We start from the raw sequence: 22,025 nt of genomic DNA, 5'->3' as shown, positions 1-22,025 counted from the left end.
ACTATACCTCCTGAATTGTTGTCGTTGAATCACGTTCAATAATTGATGTTTGTATTAATTTATTAAAATCTACTATATCGTGCCCTTGTATTACATTTATAGCTGATTCAGCAGCTACTTCACCGAGCAATTTTGGATAGATATTCACCGTTGTTTGTGGTGGAGATGCAAATACATTTAAATAAGAATCGTTAAATGTTGCCGTTTGAATGTCTGTAGGAATATGCAACTTTAATTCATAAAAAACACTCAATATTAGGTGGTTCAGTAATGTGTCGGATGTAATTACGACAGTAGGTAATGTACGATGTTTAATGAGCTCTTGAAAAAACGACCTAATATACTGGCGATTTTTATCAAAATATACAATTTCCGTAACTGAGCCATCTTGTTCTATAGCGTTTAGATGGCCAGCTATCCTATCTTTTACAACTTCATAGTCGCCAGTTTCTGCTACAAATAAAAATTTATTATGTCCTTTATCAATTAAGAGACGTGTTAATGACTGCGATGCACTTACATTGTCATTATCTATATGTATGATGTCATCATTTGTTAAAGACTTGCCAATAATCACATATGGCATAGCATGTGCCTTTAATATATCAATGATAGGGTCATCCTTTTTAGAATAAAGGACTATAAAGCCATCAACAGAATGATAATGAATCATTTCTTGAACTTCTAGTTCTATTCTAATAGTTTCACCATTTGTAGTTGAAATTGTGGAATAACCATGTTTTTTAGATTCACTAAAAATACCCGAAAGTACATCTAATACAAATGGATTTTGACTTTCTTCAATAGAAACAGACTTTTGTATAATACCAATTGTATTTGACTGTTTTGTAGCTAACGTTCTCGCCGCTTGATTTGGTTGATAATTCAAAGCTTTCATAGTTGCCTTTACTTTTTCACGTGTAGCCATGCTAATTCTTGGATTGCCACGAATGACTCTCGAAACAGTTGAAGCTGAAACATTTGCTGCTTGTGCAATGTCTTTAATTGTGACCATAAACGTCATCCTTTATTTAGTTTCAAAATGATACTTTATGTTACTAACTCTTATAATAATTAAAGGCGTTTAGCATGTCAAAGAATTTGTGCAAACGCTTGCATAAATTGGATGGTTTGTTACTTATTAAGATTTGCAAGATACAAAAACTACCCGCAACTAAAAACATATGTCTTTAGTTACGGGTAGTTCATTTCTTTAAAATGAAATTAAGTGTTAATCTTAATCTTCAATCCATTGTGTATGGAATACACCATCACGATCTTTACGCTCATAAGTATGTGCACCAAAATAATCACGTTGAGCTTGGATTAAGTTAGCTGGTAAGTTTTCTGAGCGATAGCTATCATAATAGTTAATACTTGCAGAGAAACCAGGTGTTGGCACACCGTTTTGAACACCAGTTGCAACTACATCGCGTAATGCATCTTGATAATTCGTTACAATATCTTTGAAGTATGGATCTAATAATAAGTTTTGTAATTCAGTATCATTATCATATGCTTCTTTGATTTTTTGTAAGAATTGTGCACGAATAATACAACCTTCACGCCAAATCATAGCTAATTCGCCTAGTTTTAAATTCCATTCGTTATCTTCACTAGCTTTTCTCATTTGAGCGAAACCTTGTGCATATGAACAAATTTTACTCATATATAATGCTTTACGAATTTTTTCAAGGAACTCATCTTTATTTCCTTCGAATTTAGCACTTGGGCCATTTAATTGTTTAGAAGCATTAACACGCTCTTCTTTGATTGAAGAAATAAAACGAGCAAATACTGACTCAGTTATAATTGTTAAAGGGATACCTAATTCTAAAGCGTTGATTGATGTCCATTTACCTGTGCCTTTTTGGCCGGCAGTATCTAGAATTTGTTCAACTAAAGCTTCGTCTTTACCTTCATCTAATTTAGTAAAGATATCACCAGTAATTTCGATTAAATAACTTGATAATTCGCCAGCATTCCAATCTTTAAAAGTTTTTGAAATTTCTTCATGAGACATACCTAGTAAATCTTTCATCATTGCATAACTTTCTGCAATTAATTGCATATCTGCATATTCAATGCCATTGTGCACCATTTTTACGTAGTGACCCGCACCGTTAGGACCGATATAAGCAACACAAGCAGCGCCGTCATCAGCTTTGGCTGAGATTGATTCTAAAATATGACTTACTTTATCGAATGCGTCTTCTTGACCGCCTGGCATTAATGAAGGACCAGTTAATGCACCAACTTCACCACCAGATACACCCATTCCGATAAAGTTAACACCACTTTCAGCAAGTGCTTTATTACGTCTAATAGTATCTTGATAGTTCGTATTACCACCATCAATTAAGATATCATCGTTATCTAATAATGGTAATAAGCTATCAATTGTTGCATCTGTTGCAGGTCCAGCTTTTACCATTAATAAAATTTTGCGGGGTTTTTCTAGAGAATTAACAAATTCCTCTATAGAGTATGTTGGATGTATGTTCTTACCTTCAGATTCTGTAACCATTTCATCCGTTTTTGCAGATGAGCGATTAAAAACAGAAACGCTGTATCCACGTGATTCAATATTCCAAGCAAGGTTTTTACCCATTACGGCTAAACCTACTACACCAATTTGTTGTGTCATATTACTAACCTCTCTTATTAAAGTTTTCTAGTATATTGTATCATAAAGACGTAAGAATATTCACTTAATCAGTTTTAAGATTTCTGACTAATTATTTCAACAATCTTAATTAACTGTTCTGCTAACAGATTTAATGAACTAATAGGCATACGTTCATCAGTAGTATGGATATTTTCATACCCTACACCTAAAATTACAGTTGGTATACCTAATTGATTGATGATGTTGCCATCCGATCCACCGCTAGCAATCACAGTCTCAGGAGCTAATCCTAAAGCGACAGCACTTGACTTAGCTACTTTGGTAACTAGTGCATCATTTGCAATTTCAAAGCCGGGATAACTTTTTATTATTTCAACATCAGCAGTACAGCCGTATTTTTGAGCGGTTTCTTCAAAAACAGACTGCATATGTTCTACTTGAGCCTGTATACTTGACTCAGAATGTGATCGTGCTTCAGCTTTAAGCGTAACTTTATCTGCAACGATATTTGTAGCAGAACCCCCTTCAAAGCGACCGATATTAGCAGTCGTAAACGCATCAATTTGACCCAACTTCATTTCACTTACGGCTTTTGCAGCTATATTAATTGCACTGATTCCCTTATTAGGTGTGCTTGCATGTGCTGTTTTACCATATATTGTCGCATTAACTTTCATTTGTGTAGGAGCGTGGGTAACTGTCTTACCCACATCAACACTTGCATCAATTGCATAACCGTAATCAGCATCCAATAATGTATGATCTAAAGCTTTTGCTCCCTCCAATCCAGATTCTTCGCCCACTGTTATAACGAATTGTATTTGACCATGTGATAATTTATTGTCATTTATTGTTTGTACAAGTTCCAAGATAGATGCCAATCCAGCTTTATCATCAGCGCCTAAAATCGTAGTTCCGTCAGAATATATGTAGCCGTCATCTTTAATTTGGGGTTTAATATCTTCACCTGGCGTTACTGTGTCCATGTGACTTGTAAAATATACTTTATCTACATGATTCATATTTTCTGTTGCTTTTAATGTGCAAACTAAATTATTAGCGCCCAAATTTTCATTAATGCTTGCATTATCTTCTTTTACAATAACACCTAAAGCTTCAAATTTGGATTTAAGGAATTGTTGTATGGCTTGTTCCTTACCACTCTCAGAATTGATTTTTACTAATTCTAAGAAAGTATCAATAAGTCGTTTTTTATTTATCATTTATAATTCCCCATTCTTATATTTATGTGTCCTCTCGTTTAGTTTAACGAAATATATATTGTAGTAAAACAAATATGACTCTGTGTTCAGACTGATCATATGCTATAATGACAATATAAAATGAATTTAAATTTGAATATAGTTGGTTAAATGTTATAAATGAACAGATACAGATTAATCCTATTTTCAATGATTTGGAGGAATATACGTTGAACAATAATAAAGTATTGAGAGTTATTATCGTAATAATGTTAGTAGCTGTTGTACTTGCATTGATATTAACAAGTGTCGTTCCACTAGTGAATTAATCATTAATTAAGTGTAAGTTTAAATGTTGTATATCAATCTCTTAAAATAAACGAAGCTCACACATAGTATAGGTACAAGGCAGAGTATATAAACTCAAACCGCTCTCATACTATGTGTGAGCTTTTTATGTTGCTGCAGGTTTTTGATCGCTGTGTAGACGTAATGAGCCAAATTGTGATTTAACAGCTAAATATGCTTCTAATTCATTCAATAATTGTAATAGATTCGCACGTGTTCTAAACCCTTCATGCGTAGTTGGCAATTCTAATTTGTTTAATTCTAACCTTATCTCATATAATGAGTGTAGACGTAGCACAGTGTAATCATTGCTATTTACATTGGTAGCTACTTCTGCAAACAAATTAGATATTTTAGACAATAAACAGTCTTTAGTTTCAATGTTTTCAATGATTGCAGACATTCGACGTAAAAGCTCTAATTGTTCCTCACGCATATCAAAATAATGGTAATAAGAGTTTTCATTTCTAACAAAATGATTTTTAACATCTCTAAAAGCGATGGATTTTGCTTTGCGAATCGTATATTTTAATTCGTCAAAAGCGATATTTACATTATTATTTGGCTTTGTACATGTATTGCTAAACTGTTCAAAAATATAAGTAAATTGTTGTTCAATTTCTTGTTTATAATGTTTTAAATTATTATCTAAACTAGGCATAATAACGTTCATTAAGAATGCAATTCCCAGACCTACGATTAAAAGAAGGATCTCATTGTAAAACAATTGCAAATCAATAACTGATGCATTGAAAACGTGTAATAAAATGACGCAACTGGTTACAACGCCTTCTTGTACTTTAAATACTACTGTTAACGGTATAAAAAACAGTACAATTAGACCTAAAACAATCGCACTTTGTCCTAACATACTAAAAGCAACAGAACCTAGAATTAGCACCATAAGACATGATACAAAACGAGAAACAATTGCTTGTAGTGAATGTACTTTAGTATGTTTGATGCACAAAACAACTAAAATGGCACTGGAAGCAAAATTATCTAAACCCATTAATTTAGCAATTATGATTCCTAGCGCCATTCCAACTGCAGTCTTAATTGTTCTAAATCCGATTCGATATGGATTTAAACTCATCATCTAATAAGACCTCTATTTTTCGTCACAATAAGTGTCGAATAAGTTTTGTAATTGATTAATCACATCCATCACATCATGGCCTTCGATTTGGTGCCTTTCAATCATTTCTGTGACTTTACCATCTTTAACTAAGGCGAACGATGGACTTGATGGAGCAAAGCCTTCAAAATAGTCTCTAGCTTGTTGTGTAGCTTCTTTATCTTGACCAGCAAAAACAGTAACAAGACGATTTGGTAGTTTATCATAGTGCAATGCATGCGTGGCTGCTGGTCTCGCAATACCACCTGCACATCCACAAACAGAATTGACCATTACTAATGTTGTTCCCTCTTGTTTTAAAACGTTATCTACTTCTTCTGCAGATGTTAATTGTTCGTAACCCGCTTCTTCAATTTCATTACGTGCTTGATTAACTACATCTGTCATATATAAATCAAAGTTTAAGTCCATAATAAATTCACCTTTCATTTCGAATTGATATCTTCATTCTACTAATATATATTCAATTGTTCAACATGTGTACACACGATTCAATAAACTTTCAAAAATATTTGCTTTTTGGACATAGATTATATAGCAAAATAAAAGTTATTAGATTAATTATAAGTTACTTCTTCTTGTTCAAAATTTATATTTTTTAAAAGACTTGAAAGCCCATTTTCAATTTTTGCGTTATTTATATTGCTAATATAATTAATTTGTAGCTTATTATTGAAAGGCAAAACAACTACATTAATTATATAAAATTTTAGGCTAAGACATATATCTTATGTCTCAGCCTAAAATTTTCTCAACTTTATTAATTTGTAGTGAATTAGTAAATACTTGTATGTTCAATTGAATATTGTTCGATACGTGTTTTTACGAAGTTCATAAATCTACCTGCTTGTAAGCCATCTAAAATACGATGGTCGATCGATATACATAAGTTAACCATATTTCGTATTGCAATCATATCATCAATTACTACTGGTTTTTTAATCACGGACTCAATCTGTAATATTGCTGCTTGAGGATGATTAATTATACCCATAGAAGATACTGACCCAAATGTACCTGTATTATTTACAGTAAAAGTACCACCTTGCATATCTTCTGAGCGTAATTTCTTATTGCGTGCTTTTTGCGCTAATTCGTTAATTTCTCGAGCGATACCTTTAATTGACTTTTCATCAGCATTTTTAATTACAGGCACGTATAATTTATCTTCATCTGCGACTGCTATAGAGATATTAACATCTTTATGCATCACTATTTCAGAATCTTGCCAGCTGCTATTTAATAATGGATAAGCTTTTAATCCTTCAGCAACTGCTTTAACGAAAAACGCAAAGAACGTAAGGTTATAGCCTTCACTTTCTTTAAAGCTATGCTTATGATAATTACGTGTTTTAACTAAGTTAGTTGCATCTGCTTCTACCATCATCCAAGCATGAGGTATTTCGTTAACACTATTTACCATATTTTGAGCTATCTGTTTACGTACGCCATTAACTGGAATTGATGAACCTGGTGATGGATCATTATACGCTGATTGTTGTGATACTTTAGGAGAATCTTTTGGCGCTACAATTGTAGAAGGTGATTTGTTTGTTCCTTCTTTAATGACTTTCTCTATATCTTTCTTCGTTACACGACCTTCAAAGCCTGTGCCTACAACTTGACCTAAATCAATTTGATTTTCAGAAGCTAATTTGAAGACGACAGGTGAATAACGGCCATTGTTTTTAGGTCCCTCTGCACTAGTATTAGCAGTAGTTGAAGCTGAATCATTTTGGATATTGTTACTACTTGTTTGTTTGTTAGTTAAATCTTCTTTAATGTCTTCAGATTGATTCTCAGTTGTTTGATCTTGTTCAGTTTCATTCTGCTCGTTACCAGTATCTAGTAGACAAATAATCTCATCTACCGCTACTGTATCGCCTTCATCAACTTTGATTTCGGTTATTGTACCTGCATATGATGAAGGTACCTCTGCAGTGACTTTATCAGTAATAACTTCACATAAAGGATCATATTCTTCAACTTTATCTCCTACTGAAACAAGCCATTGTTCTATAGTACCTTCATGAACACTTTCGCCGAGTTTAGGCATTTTTATTTCCATGATTGTGCCTCCTTAGAATTCTGCGAGTTCACGCATTTTAATTTTTATTTTATCTGGATTAATCATAAACTCGTCTTCGAGTGTTGGCGCAAATGGCATTGCTGGAACATCGGGACCTGCGAGTCTCATTATTGGGGCATCTAAGTCGAACAGACAGTTTTCTGCTATTATAGCAGCTACTTCAGACATAACACTACCTTCTAAATTATCTTCTGTTACTAATAAAACTTTACCTGTTAATTTTGCTCTTTCAATAATCGTTTGTTTATCTAAAGGATAAACTGTACGTAAATCCACAACTTCTACATTGATACCATCTTCTGATAGCATATCGGCTGCTTGAATACAATAATTTACACAAAGTCCATAGGTAAACACAGTAATATCATCGCCTTCACGTTTAACATCTGCTTTACCAATTGGAACTGTATAATATGATTCTGGAACTTCTTCTTTAAGTAAACGATAAGCTTTTTTATGCTCGAAATATAGTACTGGGTCATTTGACTCAATTGAAGCTAATAATAACCCTTTCGCGTCATATGGTGTAGATGGGATAACAATTGTGAGCCCTGGTGTGTTAGCAAATATAGATTCTACACTTTGCGAGTGATAAAGCGCACCGTGAATACCGCCGCCAAATGGAGAGCGAATCGTAATAGGGCAATGAAAATCATTATTTGAACGATATCTCATTTTTGCAGCTTCACTCATAATTTGATTTGTCGCAGGTAAAATATACTCGGCAAATTGTATTTCTGCAACAGGACGTTTGCCTAACATAGCTGCACCAATACTTGTTCCTACGATATTTGACTCTGCTAACGGCGTATCTAAAACACGTGCTTCACCATATTTTTGTTGTAAACCTAAAGTGACACCAAATACGCCACCTTTTTTCCCGACGTCTTCTCCTAATACAAATACATCGTTATCCTTTTCCATAGCTTGGTCGAGCCCTTGTTGGATTGCTTCTAAGTAACTTAATTTAGGCATTGTCTAAACTCCCTTCTTCATAGACATGTGTATATGTTTCTTCTGGCGACGGATAAGGTGCTTTTTCGGCTTCTTTAGTTGCTTGGTTTACAATTTCTTTATGTTCACTGTCAACTTTTTCTAACCATTGTTCGTTTATAATGCCTTCCTCAAGAAGAAATGTTTTAAATTTAAGATTACAGTCTAATGATTTTAATTCTTCACGCTCTTCTTTAGTACGATATTTATCATCATCATCTGACGAATGGGCTGTCATTCTTGTACACATGGCTTCAATTAATGTAGAACCACCACCATTTAATGCTCGTTCTCTAGCTTCTTTCATGACTTTATACATCGCAATTGGGTCGTTGCCATCAACATGTTCACCGTGCATACCATAACCAATAGCACGATCAGATAATTTTTCAGCGCCATATTGTAGAGAATCTGGTACAGAAATAGCATACTTATTATTTTCAATAACACATACAAACGGTAATTTGTGCACGCCTGCAAAGTTTAAGCCTTCATGGAAATCACCTTGGTTTGAACTACCTTCACCCACTGTAGCCATAGCAATATTTGGTTTATTATCCATTTTCAAAGCTAATGCTGCTCCAACACCATGTACAATTTGTGTGCCAACAGGTGAACTTTGAGATAGAATACCTTTTTCACGTTTACTGAAATGTGACGGCATTTGCTTCCCACCTGAACTTATATCATCACGTTTACCAAATGCTGCTAACATCGAGTCTAAAGCTGTCATACCCATATAGGTTACAAACGCTAAATCTCTATAATAAGGTGAAGAAATATCACCTTCTTGCATAGCATACGCCATACCTATTTGAGTAGCTTCCTGTCCTTGACAACTAATAACAAATGGTATTTTACCTGCACGGTTTAATAGCCACATACGTTCATCTATTTTACGCCCTAAATCCATCCATTTATACATTGCTTTTAAATCAGACTCTTCTAGTCCAACTGATTTATAATCAAACATCTTATTTCCTCCTAAATTAAACGTGAATCGATCTGTTCTCAACCTTCAAGCCTAACTCCATCAATACTTCAGATAATGATGGATGTGCATGTGTTGTTAGGCCGAGTTCTAAAGTTGAACCATTCATAAATTGGAATAGTGACACTTCGTTAATTAATTCTGTGACATGGGGACCAATCATATTAAGTCCTAACACAGTATCTTGTTCTTGATCAATGATTACTTCACAAAAGCCACTTTGATTAGTGGTGTTTTCAATAACTGCTTTACCAATCGCTTTGAAAGGTACTTTAACTGCTTTTGCTTTAATGTTTTCAGATTTAGCTTGGTCCATATTCAGCCCAATACTCGCCACTTCGGGTTGCGTGTAAACACATTTCGGCATTTTATTGTAATCAATTGGAAGTGGTGATTGATCAAACATATGTTCAATTGCAATCATGCCTTCTTTAGAGCCAACATGTGCCAATTGTAAATTACCGATGCAATCACCCGCTGCGTAGATATGTTTATCATCAGTTTGCTGATATTCATTAACACGGATATGCTTTTTATCTGTTAACTGAATCTTTGTATTATTTAATCCAATATCTTCGGTATTAGGCAGTCTGCCAATAGAAATCAATGATTTTTCAAATTGTACTATTTCGTCATTTAATGTGATATTAATATGATCTTCATTGACTGTTATATCAGACTCAGATAATTGTGTATTTTCATAAAATGTCACGCCTCTATCCGTTAATTCTTTTCTTAAAGTTTTGGCAACTATTTTACTTTCAGTTGGTAAAATGCGCGGACCTGCCTCAATTACAGTTACATCGACACCAAAATCTGTCATCAAAGAAGCAAATTCTAAACCGATAACGCCGCCACCAATAATAGCTAGATTATTTGGCAATTGTTCTAATTGCAAGATATCATCGCTAGAAAGGACAACTTTATGATCAAACGGTAGAAAAGATAAAGACATAGGTTGTGATCCTGTAGTTATGAGGACATTATTATTGGGTATTAATTCAGATTCACCATCCTCGTATTCTACAGAAATCGTGCCACTTTGTGGCGAGAATATAGAAGGTCCTAATATCCTACCTGTACCATTAAATACATCGATACTGTTATGTTCCATCAAATGGTTAACACCGCTAAACATTTGATTTACTACTTCATTTTTTCGTTCTTGAACACGCGCAAAATTTAATTTGAACCCTTCAACATCCACGCCATAATCAATTGCGTTTGTGATTGTACGCATAACTTCCGCAGATTTTAATAATGCTTTTGTCGGAATGCATCCTTTATGTAAACAAGTGCCACCAAGTAATGATTTTTCTACAAGTGCCACTTTCTTTCCTAATTGTGAAGCTCTTATCGCAGATACATAACCCGCAGTACCTCCACCAAGAATGACTAAATCATATTTTTCTTCTGACATATTAATACTCCTAACTATAAGCTTTAACCTTTTCTTTTCCGTCTAGTACGTTTGATGTACGTAACGCCAATGTATCCATTTCTTTTTCGCCTGGATATATTGTTACAGGTGCAATCCAATCAACGAACGATATTATTTTTTGAACTAATAATTTATTGTAACTTAAACCACCCGTTAAAATAATTTGATCTACCTGTCCGCGGAAAATAATTGACCGAGCTCCAATAGCATTAGAAATTTGATATGCTAACGCATCAAATGCTAATTTAACTTCGGAGTTTGAATCATATTTATCCGATAATAATTTTAAATCATTTGTTTTGAACATACTAATGAAACCACCTTTTTTACTTAAAAAGTGATTCATCTCTTGTGGTGTGAAATTAAGTTTGTATCCAAATGCGTAGAGTTGATCATTGGGTATTGAACCGGCACGTTCTGGACTAAAAGGACCTTCACCTAACAACCCTTCATTTACATCTACTACTTGCCCATTTTTATGTGCGCCAATGGTTATACCTCCGCCCATATGTGCAACGATAACATTTACATCTTCGTACGTTTTATGAATCGATAATGCATATAATCTCGCAACAGCTTTTTGATTTAATGCATGAAATATACTACGTCGTTCAATATTTTTTAAGCCTGTCACTTTTGCAATATCTATTAACTCATCAACAACGACGGGATCTATCGTAAATGCAGGAATGTTCAGCTCTTTTCCTAATTCATAACCAATCATACCACTCAAATTAGATGCGTGTACACCATATTTAAATGCCTTAAGATTGTTATACATTTCGTTATTTATATGATAAACGCCACCTTGCATTGGTTTTAGTAATCCACCTCTACATGCAATTGCATCAAAACTTTTTAATGTGTAATCTGATGTGTGATTTAAAGAAGCTATAATTTCCTTGAGCCTTGCTGGTTTTTGTTCTATTAATGATGCAGATGTAAGCTGTATATCATGTCGAATTGTTTCATGCCACATACATTGATGCGCTTCATATACCGCAACTTTTGATGATGTACTACCTAAATTTAAAACTAGAATTCGAGCCATTGCAGCACCTTCTTTTTGAAAATAACAAACCTCTTAGACATTAGACCTAAATACTTAAAATCAATTACGTTAGATAGTTGGATATTAAGTGCCTCAAACTAATTTATTGTATTTATAAATTATATTATCTACTTATATATTACATCAACTTCTTACATTATAAAATTAATAACCTATTTTTGAAGTTAAATTAGGGATTGAAAATGAAAGAAAATTTGCTGATTTAATTTTTTTCAAATATCTGTTTCCAGATAATTGCTACCTATGATTCTTAACTAGTTTGAGTCACCTAATTAATTCTTGTAATCAATAAATTAATTTAATATTTTCAGCGCTAGTATTAATGAGTCTAGTTTATTTTGTTTCGTATCTGTCCTTGAAGTCAATACAATCGGGAATTTTGCTCCTAAGACTAAACTAGCTACACGTGCACCTGCAAAATAAGTGAAAGATTTGTATAGTGCGTTACCAACATCTATATGTGATACCAATAATGCATCTACATCACCTGCTACATGGGACTTGATATTTTTTTTAATAACACTTTCCATACTAATTGCGTTATCAAAAGCTAATGGACCATCGACATATAAATAGTCAGATGTCGTTCTACTAAATATATGCTTGAGCTTTTCAGCATCCGTAGATGACAAGATTTTCTTAGTAGGTTTTTCAACGGATGAAAGAAGACCAACTTTAAACTGTTCATAGCCTAGTGCTTTAGAAAATTCAGTTAAATTATTAATAATTTGCTTTTTTTCTTCAACGGATGGATTAATATTTAATGCTACATCACTTAACATCAATATTTTATGATAAGTTGGTATGTTAAAACATGCAACGTGATTTAAGAAACCATGTTTAGCAATAAAACTTTTATTACTCAGTACAAAGGATAATAATGTTGATGACATCAAATTACCTTTGACTAATACTGATACTTTACCAGAAGACAAATCATCAGCACATTGTTTAAAGAGTTCGTTGTCGTTACTAAAATTAAGAATATGAATCCTATTGAGTAATCGTGGATCCATATCGAATGAGCGAATTATCTCTGTAGGATCTTGTGTGTCATATAAATATACATCAATCTGTGTCAAAACGAGCGCTTTCATGATAACGGATAACATTTTTTCATCATTTGCATATAAAATAGCAACATTACCCTTTAAATTATATGAAGAATCAATTAAATGTTGATATTGCATAAAAATCAACACCTTTCTCATTTTATAAAGTGACTATATTTGATATCACTATAAATAATTATTGAAAATGTACATCGTTAGGCATGTTGATTTTGTTCTATCATTTCTTTAGCATTTTGACGTGTGATATCAGTTACACTAGCTCCTGAAATCATTCTTGCTATTTCATCTATACGCTCTGAGCCTGATAGCTCTTGGACATGTGTTGTAGTACGGTCATCTACCGAATCTTTATTGATAAATAGATGATGATCGCTCATTGATGCAACTTGTGGTAAATGAGAGATACAAATTACTTGAATATGCTTAGCTAAGCCTTTCATTTTTTCAGCCATTTTTTGTGCTGCTTGTCCTGAAACTCCAGAATCTACCTCATCGAATAATATTGCGGTTTGTCCTCGTGTTTTAACGAAAATCGTTTTAAGTGCAAGCATTATACGTGATAATTCCCCACCAGAAGCAATTTTATTTAAACTTTTAAGTGGTTCTCCCTTATTAGGACTGATTAAAAATTCTACAAATTCAATACCTTCTCGATTTGGAACATCTAAAGGTTTAAATGAAATTTCTAAATTAGCATCTTTCATTTGTAAATTTTGAATTTCATCTACGATATGATCGCGCAGGGTTTGTGCCACAATTCGACGTTCACGCGATAATTCTGTACCTAGTTTAATTACATCTTCATATAAGCTTTCAATTTCTTGTCTTAACTGTGAAGTGCTTTCTTCGTAGTTTTCGATTTTATTAATTTCATTTTCTAATTTGTCTTGATATTTTATTAATTCAGTAATATCTTTACCATATTTTCTTTTTAAATCATTCAGAACATTCATTCTAGCTTCAAGTTCATTTAAGTAGTGCTCATCAAATTCAGTATTGGTCAATTCATCATACAACTGATGTTTAGCATCTTCTAAAGTATAGTAAAATTGATCGACTTCTTCTTTAAGCGTGTCGTATTTTTCCGGTAGAATATCACTTATGGATTGCAATTGATTGCTCAATTCATATAAGCGATCTGTAATCGCATGCTCGTCTGTTAAAGTAAGATGCGCATTATTTAAAGCTAAACTTAGATTCTCTGAATTTTGTATACGTTTAATGTCTGATTCGAGTTGCGAAACTTCACCGTCGACCAAGTTTGCTTCTTGTATTTCTTCATACTGGAATTTTAGTAAATCTAGACGTTGTAATAAGGCTTGATCAGCAGATTCTAAATCTTCAAGCTCTTTCTTTTTAGCTTTATATTGATCATAAGTGGTAACGTATTGTTCAAGTAAATTTTTATATTGATTTTCAGCATAGTTGTCGAGTAATTGTAGATGATATTTTTGTTTTAATAAAGTTTGTGTTTCATGTTGTCCATGGATATCTAACAACTCTTGCATAATTTTACGTAAATCTTGCAATGTGACTATTTGATTATTAACCCTACAAATACTTTTACCTGTGCTGAAAATTTCTCTTTTAACTAATAAAAAATCTTCATCTATGTCGATGTCTAAAGCTTCAAGTATCGAAATGGCTTCTTTACTTTCATCAATATCAAATATTCCTTCAATAATAGCTTTCTTCTCACCATGTCTTACATAATTAGATGATGCGCGCATACCAATCAGTTGTCCAATGGCATCGATAATAATCGATTTACCTGCGCCAGTTTCACCACTTAACACTGTTAATCCATCACCAAAGTGAACTTCTAGTTCATCAATGATAGCGAATTGTTTGATAGATAAAGTTTGTAGCATCCTTTTTAACACTTCCTTACACTTATAATAAATTAAAGATGCGCGTTTTGATTTTTTCACTTGCTAACTCATCTCTACAGATAATTAAGCAAGTATCATCACCACAAATAGTACCTAAAACTTCCTCCCAATCAATTTGATCTAAGATTGCACCGATTGATTGCGCATTTCCTGGTAATGTCTTTAGAACTAATAAGTTACCAGTGCCATCTATATTTACAAATGAATCCATTAAATAACGGCCCAGTTTTTCTAGAGGATGATATTTTCTATCATTTGGCAAACTATAAACATACTGTCCTGTTGGCGTGGGGACTTTTATTAATTGTAATTCTTTGATGTCTCTAGAAACTGTAGCTTGAGTAACGTTTAACTCATACTCATTTAATCTTTTTACTAATTCATCTTGTGTTTCGATTTTTTCGTTTGAAATTATTTCTCTAATTTTAATATGTCTTACTGATTTTTTAGCCATGTATAGCACCTCTATAAACGAATATTTATACATTTATTTTAACACATGCATATAAATACTACTACTAAAGATAGTTGGAATTTTACTTATGTGAAAACGATAACTCTGCATATTAAAGGTAAAATCACAAATTAAAGTACATTTGAATGATTGCTAAATCATGGTGTATATTATGAAAGTGATGAATAATTATTGAATAGTATGTGATTTCTAATAAATAAAAATCGTCCTTGTTTTCAAAATAAAGTTTAATCTCTTAAAATACGAAGCGTATATTGTACATTTTTTATAATAAAAAGAGAGCGGGAACAGAAATCAAAATTAGATAAGTGATTTCTTATTCTCGCTCTCAACAAGAACGCATTAAGATTCGCGATTATTAAATAACTCAATAATATAAGTCAAGTTTTCTTTATTGTACTGTTCTGGTAATTGATTTAGACATTCATAAGCTTCTTGTGTATGATATGTCATTTTATCTTCGGCACCTTGTTGTCCTAATAGTGATACATAGGTACTTTTATCATTATCAATATCACTGCCTACGGCTTTACCTAATTTCGTTTCGTCACCATATACATCTAATAAATCATCTTTGATTTGAAACATTAATCCTAAATGCTCGCTAAATGTTTCTAATGCATTAGCAACATTTTGTTCTGGCTTAGCAATGTCTACTGCAGCCATCACTGCAAATTTAAGTAACGCACCAGTTTTAGCGTTGTGAATTTGTTCGAGTGTGTCGATATTCACTTTGGCACCTTCGCCTTCACTTTGCATATCAAGAGTTTGACCTCCAACCATACCCAAATGACCACTAGCAAAAGCTAAACGCTTAATTAACTTGATTTTAGCAGTATCATTAACTGCTTCATCATTAACAATAATATCAAATGCTTTAGTTAGAAGTGCATCGCCGGCTAAGATTGCTTTCCACTCACCAAACACTTTATGATTTGTAAGCTTGCCTCTGCGATAATCATCATTATCCATTGGTGGTAAATCATCGTGTATTAAAGAATAGGTATGAATCATTTCTAAGCCAAGTGCCGAAGAAAGCCCAGCTTTATAATCACTAGATAACATTTCTAAAGTTAATAGTAATAACACTGGTCTGATTCGCTTACCACCAGCTTCTAATGAGTAACGCATACTTTCTTCTAAGTTTGTATTTAAATCTGAATTCGGGATCGTCTCGGATAATAGTTGGTTAACTTCCGCTGTTAAGTTGTCCATCTTTTTATTCATTTTCATTATCTTCCTTCACGACATCGTCATTATTATCAGTATGCTCATCTGCCATTAATTCGTTGACTTTCTTTTCAGCGTCTTTTAACGTTTCATCGCAAGTTGCTGATAATTTCATACCACGTTGATATAAGTTCAGAGATTCTTCTAAAGATACATTTTCGTTATCAAGTTTTTGCACTATATTTTCTAACTCTTTCATCATTTCCTCGAAACTTTGTGCATTACTATTACTCATCATTACACCTTACCTTCTTAACTTGAGCATCAACAACGCCATCTTTCATTGTTAATACTATGTTGTCGTTCTCAGCTAAATCACTAGTACTTGTAATAACATTGTCATCCTTATTAACGATTGTATAACCACGCAACATCGTATTTGTAGGACTCAAATTATTAAGACTTTCTAATTTTCTAGCTAGATTATTTTTTTGATTTTGAATAAAGTTATTCATAACTTTATTTAAATCATCACGCTTTTGAGCATTTGTGATTTGTTCTCTATTGATATTTTGTTTAAAACCTTTAAGGTTAAACTTATTCAATAATAATTGTAATTGTTGTTGATGATTTTTGATTGTTAAATTCATCGATAGGTTAAGTTGCTTTTCTAAATCATCACGTTTTTGAATTTGTTGATCATACAATAATGTTGGTGTTTGAAATTTATAATACGATGATACATGTTGTAAATGCTTTCTTTGTTGCTGTAAATGTTGTTTTATAAAACGAGTAAGCGACAAATTGGTTTGTTGCAAGTATTGGCGTAATTCAAATTGATCTGGTGTAGCCATAACTGCTGCTTGTGTTGGTGTAGCTGCACGAACATCTGCAACAAAATCACTAAGCGTGAAATCCGTTTCATGACCAACTGCTGAAATAATAGGTGTAGTACATGCGTATATTGCTTTGACTACATCTTCCTCATTAAAGTTCCATAAGTCTTCAATAGAACCTCCGCCTCGTCCAATAATTATAGTATCTACACCCATATCATCGGCATGTTGTATGTTTTTTATAATATCGTTTTTCGCTTGTTCACCTTGTACTAGCGTGTTGATTTGGATTTGTTCTGCTAAAGGATATCTACTGTTGATTGTAGTGTGAATATCTCTAATGGCTGCACCTGTACCTGCTGTTAACACTGCAATTTTATTGGGAAACTTAGGTATAGGTTTCTTATTGTTTTGATCAAAATAACCATCTTTAGTAAGTTTCTTCTTCAGTTGTTCTAATCTTTGATATAGATTACCAACACCATCTAAATGCATTTTATTGACATAAATTTGATAGCTCCCACGGCGTTCGTATACGGATACACGTGCCTCTAAAAGTACCTCGTCACCTTCTTTAGGATCAAAATCAATTTTCGAAGCATTACCTTTAAACATCATGGCACTAATAACACTATTGTTGTCTTTGACGTTAAAATAGAGATGGCCACTACTATGTTTTTTAAAATTAGAAAGTTCCCCTTTAATCAACACAGATTGTAAATGTGGGTCTTGATCAAATTTATATTTTATATATTTTGTAAGTGTAGAAACACTTAAATATTCTGCCATGTTATATCACTCTTTTATTCAATATTGCTCAATACACCATTTATAAATTTATAATGATCATCATCACTGAATTGTTTGGCTAATTCCACAGCTTCGTTGATGATTACTTTTTGTGGTGTTGAACTATTTAACAATTCATAAGTAGACATTCTTAAAATAATGCGATCAGATTTTAACAATCTATCTAAAGTCCAATCTTTTAAATGTGGTTGAATTTTCTCATCTAAGACTGATTCATGATCTTTCACACCAGTTACTAGCCAGTTGATAAAATCAAATTCTAAATCAGGATTATCATCTTTAATAAAACTTATCGCTTCATCAATAGTTAATTCATTATTTTTCATTTCAAGCTGAAATAGAGTTTGAAAAGCTTGTGTTCTCGATTCTTTACGACTCATTATAAACTCCCTTAAGCATAGTGTTATTTGTAAATCATTTGTATATAGAAATACGATACGTTTTATAAATCAATGATTATTTCAGTTGTATACAAAATGTATTTATAAAGTAAATTTGCTTTATTTAATTTTAATTTATTGGTTCGATATGCGTGATATGGACATTAATTTGACTTGGTTCAATCGTGGTCATTGTAGTTAATGAATTATATATAGCCTGTTGTATTTTTTTAGCTGTTTCTGAGATATTAATTCCATAGGACAAAGTACAATAGACATCTATATAAATGCCATCTTCTCTTGTATCTACTTTTATACCTCTACTTAATTGTTTCTTGCTTATATTTTCAATACTAGTATGTTTTAACTCTTTAAAATGACCTTGAATGCCTTTGATTTCAGATGTTGCAATACTTGCTATAATTGTTAAAACTTCGGGCGCAATCTCAATTTTCCCTAAATTGGAATGTGTGGACTCTGATACTTTGACCATTTCACTTACCCCCTAATTAGATTCATCATCCATAATATTATATGTTTCTAAGAAATTAGTGTTAAATTCCCCACTTCTAAAAATATCATTGTTCAATAGACGGACATGGAAAGGAATCGTAGTGTCTATACCTAATACAAGGTATTCACCTAATGCACGTAAACCTGTCATGATTGCTTCATCTCTAGTTGGTTCATGAACAATAAGTTTTGCAACCATAGAGTCATAATATGGAGGAATTGTATAATTAGTATAACATGCAGATTCAATTCTTACGCCAAATCCACCTGGAGCCAAGTATTGCGTGATTTGCCCTGGTGAAGGCATAAAGTTTTTATATGGATTTTCAGCATTAATTCTAAATTCCATCGCATGTCCTTCAATTTTAATATCTTTCTGTTTGAATGGTAATTTTTCACCCATCGCAACTTTTAATTGTAGTTTAACTAAGTCTACGCCTGTAACCATTTCAGTAACAGGGTGTTCAACTTGTATTCGTGTATTCATTTCCATGAAGTAAAATTCATTTGAATCTAAGTCATATATAAATTCAATCGTACCTGCATTTTCGTAATTAACTGCTTTTGCAGCTCTTACTGCAGCATTACCCATCTCTTGTCTTTTTTCTTCAGTTAATATTGGAGAAGGCGCTTCTTCAACAAGTTTTTGCATTCTACGTTGAATGGTACAATCACGTTCACCTAAATGAACCACGTTGCCATAACTATCTCCCATTATTTGTATTTCAATATGTCTGAAGTTCTCGATGAATTTTTCCAAATATAGACCACTGTTACCAAAAGCGGTTTCGGCTTCTTGTTGTGTCATTTTGAAACCAGTTTCTAATTCTTTTTCATCACGAGCAACTCTAATACCTTTACCACCGCCACCTGCAGTAGCTTTGATGATAACTGGATAGCCTATTTGATTTGCAATTTTTTTCGCGTCTTCAATATTTAAAACAAGCCCTTCGCTACCAGGAACAACTGGTACTTCAGCGCGTTTCATTTCTTCTTTAGCTACGTCTTTGATACCCATTTTTTGGATAGATTCAAAGCTTGGGCCAATGAATTTAAGTTGGCATGCATCACATAATTCAGCAAAATCACCGTTTTCTGCTAAGAAACCATATCCAGGGTGAATGCCGTCACACCCTGTTGATGTTGCTATAGATAAAATGTTTGGGATATTCAAATAAGAATCTTTAGATTGTGTTGGCCCGACGCAGTATGCTTCATCAGCAATTTGAGTATGTAAAGCGTCTTTATCTCCTTCTGAGTATATTGCGACCGTTTGTAAACCTAAATCATGACATGCACGAATTATTCTTACAGCGATTTCCCCTCTATTTGCTATTAAAATTTTATTCATTATTTTACCTTAAATAACGGTTGGCCATACTCTACCATTTGACCGTCTTCTACTAAGATTTCAGCAATTTCACCACTGACTTCGGCTTGTATTTCATTGAATAGTTTCATAGCTTCTAATATACATACAGTTGAATCATTTGTTACAGAATCTCCAACTTGAACGTAGGCACTTTCTTCTGGTGACGGTGATTTGTAAAACGTACCAACCATTGGCGCATTAATTGTTTGCAAGTTATCTTCTGCCGTATTAGTATTTGCATTACTATTCGTGCTAATTTCATCAGCACCTTGTGTTCCTGCAGGAGTTGATGCCACGCCTTGTTGTGGTGCTATTTGTTGCATCGGTTGTTGTGAAATTTGAGGTGTTATAATTTCAGTTTCTTTTTCTTTTTTTAAATTTACAATATTGCCTTTATCCTCAATATTAATCTCAGTCAAGCTAGATTGGTCAAGAATTTCTATCAATTCTTTAATTTCTTTAAAATTCATAAATACTGACTCCTTCAGATTGTTTTCATTTACCTTGTTTATTTTACTTTAGTGATATGTTCAATTCAAGCATATACATACTTTCTATAATAAACTGATTAACTTTTATCGTGTTCTATATACCTATAAGCGTGCTGAAATCTGAATTTTTTGAGTGAGATGATGTGATTTCTGATTTTAACAAAAGAAAGCGAAATATATTGCACATTAAGTCGCAATATTTAGCTTCGCGTATCTATAAGTAAATTACATCGCTATAATTTAGATATCATTAACTATTATAATTTGGTGACAGTTGTTTAATCCACTTCTTTATGTTCAGATACAAATCGATATGTAACAAAGTGTCATACGCTTAATAATTATTAGGCTAAACATTAAATATAAAGTTAAACATTTATAATTTAACATTTTAATTATAGAATTTATAGTATTCATAAACATTATATTATCTAATATAACCTTTTATATTCATAATAACCATAAAAACCTTTCCAATTTATAAATCGGAAAGGTTTTTGCTCATCACTTTTATTACATATCGTTTTTAAATAATAAAATGTTAGGCTCTAGAAATATAGCTGCCGTCACCTGTATTAATTACAAGTGTGTCTCCTTCATTGACAAATAAAGGTACATTCAATGTATATCCTGTTTCAACTGTAGCTGATTTAGTAGCGCCATTTGCTGTGTCGCCTTTAATACCTGGTTCAGTTTCTGTTACTACAAGTTCAACTGTTTTTGGTAATTCAACACCAAGTGTTTCATTACCGTATGTTTGAATTTGAACTTCCATATTTGCTTTTAAGAAATTTAATTCGTGTTGTAAATAATCTCCTTGTAGCTCCGTTTGATCAAATGTTTGATTATCCATGAAAACATGCGTATCTCCATCGGCATATAGATATTGCATACGACGATTCTCAATCATAGCAGTTTCTACTTTTTCGCCACCTCTGAATGTTTTCTCTTGGATCGAACCAGTTCTTAAATTACGTAGTTTAGAACGTACAAATGCAGAACCTTTTCCTGGTTTAACATGTTGGAAATCTAAAACTTTCCAAATGCCATTATCTACTGATATTGTTAAGCCTGTTTTAAAATCATTAACCGAAATCATTCAGTTTCCTC

Annotated in this window: 22 protein-coding genes; 1 reads left to right on the top strand and 21 read right to left on the bottom strand. The window is 32.9% G+C overall.

Annotated features, from left to right (window positions below; translation table 11 throughout):
- Position 1 precedes the first annotated feature (1 nt).
- The 3 genes from LG295_RS07140 to LG295_RS07130 all read right to left on the bottom strand — a co-directional run bounded on the left by LG295_RS07140 (position 2) and on the right by LG295_RS07130 (position 3,852).
- Positions 2–1,015: a LacI family DNA-binding transcriptional regulator gene (locus LG295_RS07140; protein WP_107530803.1), complete on the bottom strand. Its 1,014-nt coding sequence runs from the start codon at positions 1,013–1,015 to the stop codon at positions 2–4.
- 222 nt (positions 1,016–1,237) lie between these two features.
- Complete coding sequence (gene gndA / locus LG295_RS07135; protein ID WP_039068377.1) at positions 1,238–2,647, bottom strand: NADP-dependent phosphogluconate dehydrogenase; 1,410 nt, start codon at positions 2,645–2,647, stop codon at positions 1,238–1,240.
- 74 nt (positions 2,648–2,721) lie between these two features.
- Positions 2,722–3,852: a M20/M25/M40 family metallo-hydrolase gene (locus LG295_RS07130; protein ID WP_318832853.1), complete on the bottom strand. Its 1,131-nt coding sequence runs from the start codon at positions 3,850–3,852 to the stop codon at positions 2,722–2,724.
- 209 nt (positions 3,853–4,061) lie between these two features.
- Here LG295_RS07130 and prli42 point away from each other — a divergent pair, with 209 nt between their 5' ends.
- Positions 4,062–4,160: a stressosome-associated protein Prli42 gene (gene prli42 / locus LG295_RS07125; RefSeq protein ID WP_158256289.1), complete on the top strand. Its 99-nt coding sequence runs from the start codon at positions 4,062–4,064 to the stop codon at positions 4,158–4,160.
- A 125-nt stretch (positions 4,161–4,285) separates the two neighbouring features.
- On the opposite strand, the gene LG295_RS07120 is transcribed toward prli42, so the two are convergent.
- From LG295_RS07120 to efp, 18 genes are all read right to left on the bottom strand, one after another.
- Positions 4,286–5,278 carry an aromatic acid exporter family protein gene (locus tag LG295_RS07120; protein WP_107530801.1) on the bottom strand — a complete coding sequence of 331 codons (993 nt, stop codon included), beginning with the start codon at positions 5,276–5,278 and terminating at the stop codon, positions 4,286–4,288.
- 12 nt (positions 5,279–5,290) lie between these two features.
- Complete coding sequence (gene brxB / locus LG295_RS07115; RefSeq protein WP_107530800.1) at positions 5,291–5,728, bottom strand: bacilliredoxin BrxB; 438 nt, start codon at positions 5,726–5,728, stop codon at positions 5,291–5,293.
- 364 nt (positions 5,729–6,092) lie between these two features.
- Complete coding sequence (locus LG295_RS07110; RefSeq protein WP_107558669.1) at positions 6,093–7,385, bottom strand: dihydrolipoamide acetyltransferase family protein; 1,293 nt, start codon at positions 7,383–7,385, stop codon at positions 6,093–6,095.
- A gap of 12 nt (positions 7,386–7,397) precedes the next feature.
- Positions 7,398–8,381: an alpha-ketoacid dehydrogenase subunit beta gene (locus LG295_RS07105; RefSeq protein ID WP_107531779.1), complete on the bottom strand. Its 984-nt coding sequence runs from the start codon at positions 8,379–8,381 to the stop codon at positions 7,398–7,400.
- Complete coding sequence (locus tag LG295_RS07100) at positions 8,374–9,372, bottom strand: thiamine pyrophosphate-dependent dehydrogenase E1 component subunit alpha (RefSeq protein WP_069792139.1); 999 nt, start codon at positions 9,370–9,372, stop codon at positions 8,374–8,376. Before LG295_RS07100 ends, LG295_RS07105 begins: the two co-directional genes overlap by 8 nt.
- Positions 9,373–9,388: 16 nt before the next feature.
- On the bottom strand, positions 9,389–10,810 hold the full coding sequence (gene lpdA / locus LG295_RS07095) for a dihydrolipoyl dehydrogenase (protein ID WP_107558668.1): 1,422 nt from the start codon (positions 10,808–10,810) through the stop codon (positions 9,389–9,391).
- Positions 10,811–10,820: 10 nt separating this feature from the next.
- On the bottom strand, positions 10,821–11,882 hold the full coding sequence (gene buk / locus LG295_RS07090; protein ID WP_107531781.1) for a butyrate kinase: 1,062 nt from the start codon (positions 11,880–11,882) through the stop codon (positions 10,821–10,823).
- Positions 11,883–12,196: 314 nt separating this feature from the next.
- On the bottom strand, positions 12,197–13,093 hold the full coding sequence (locus tag LG295_RS07085) for a phosphate acyltransferase (protein WP_325999115.1): 897 nt from the start codon (positions 13,091–13,093) through the stop codon (positions 12,197–12,199).
- A gap of 77 nt (positions 13,094–13,170) precedes the next feature.
- The gene (gene recN / locus LG295_RS07080) at positions 13,171–14,847 is read right to left on the bottom strand and encodes a DNA repair protein RecN (RefSeq protein WP_107558667.1); all 1,677 of its coding nucleotides are present in this window, start codon (positions 14,845–14,847) and stop codon (positions 13,171–13,173) included.
- Between the two features lie 22 nt (positions 14,848–14,869).
- Complete coding sequence (gene ahrC / locus LG295_RS07075) at positions 14,870–15,322, bottom strand: transcriptional regulator AhrC/ArgR (protein ID WP_017724556.1); 453 nt, start codon at positions 15,320–15,322, stop codon at positions 14,870–14,872.
- A gap of 363 nt (positions 15,323–15,685) precedes the next feature.
- Positions 15,686–16,570 carry a polyprenyl synthetase family protein gene (locus LG295_RS07070; protein WP_107531612.1) on the bottom strand — a complete coding sequence of 295 codons (885 nt, stop codon included), beginning with the start codon at positions 16,568–16,570 and terminating at the stop codon, positions 15,686–15,688.
- Positions 16,563–16,808 carry an exodeoxyribonuclease VII small subunit gene (locus LG295_RS07065; RefSeq protein ID WP_107558587.1) on the bottom strand — a complete coding sequence of 82 codons (246 nt, stop codon included), beginning with the start codon at positions 16,806–16,808 and terminating at the stop codon, positions 16,563–16,565. Before LG295_RS07065 ends, LG295_RS07070 begins: the two co-directional genes overlap by 8 nt.
- Complete coding sequence (gene xseA / locus LG295_RS07060) at positions 16,801–18,138, bottom strand: exodeoxyribonuclease VII large subunit (protein ID WP_107531611.1); 1,338 nt, start codon at positions 18,136–18,138, stop codon at positions 16,801–16,803. The genes LG295_RS07065 and xseA overlap by 8 nt, the downstream gene beginning before the upstream one ends.
- A 14-nt stretch (positions 18,139–18,152) precedes the next feature.
- The gene (nusB, locus tag LG295_RS07055) at positions 18,153–18,539 is read right to left on the bottom strand and encodes a transcription antitermination factor NusB (RefSeq protein WP_017724560.1); all 387 of its coding nucleotides are present in this window, start codon (positions 18,537–18,539) and stop codon (positions 18,153–18,155) included.
- Positions 18,540–18,669: 130 nt separating this feature from the next.
- Entirely contained in the window at positions 18,670–19,032 is a 363-nt protein-coding gene (locus tag LG295_RS07050; protein WP_107531610.1) for an Asp23/Gls24 family envelope stress response protein, read from the bottom strand.
- Positions 19,033–19,044: 12 nt separating this feature from the next.
- Positions 19,045–20,403 (bottom strand): acetyl-CoA carboxylase biotin carboxylase subunit, encoded by a 1,359-nt coding sequence (accC, locus tag LG295_RS07045; RefSeq protein ID WP_017724562.1) that lies wholly within the window; start codon positions 20,401–20,403, stop codon positions 19,045–19,047.
- Positions 20,403–20,894: an acetyl-CoA carboxylase biotin carboxyl carrier protein gene (accB, locus tag LG295_RS07040; RefSeq protein WP_107531609.1), complete on the bottom strand. Its 492-nt coding sequence runs from the start codon at positions 20,892–20,894 to the stop codon at positions 20,403–20,405. The genes accC and accB overlap by 1 nt, the downstream gene beginning before the upstream one ends.
- A 562-nt stretch (positions 20,895–21,456) precedes the next feature.
- Positions 21,457–22,014: an elongation factor P gene (gene efp / locus LG295_RS07035; protein ID WP_017724564.1), complete on the bottom strand. Its 558-nt coding sequence runs from the start codon at positions 22,012–22,014 to the stop codon at positions 21,457–21,459.
- Positions 22,015–22,025: the final 11 nt, after the last annotated feature.

The organism is Staphylococcus pseudoxylosus (assembly GCF_044794325.1).
GTDB lineage: Bacteria > Bacillota > Bacilli > Staphylococcales > Staphylococcaceae > Staphylococcus > Staphylococcus pseudoxylosus.
The sequence above is the reverse complement of the archived record's forward strand: the minus strand, read 5'-3'. Positions and strand labels throughout refer to the sequence as shown.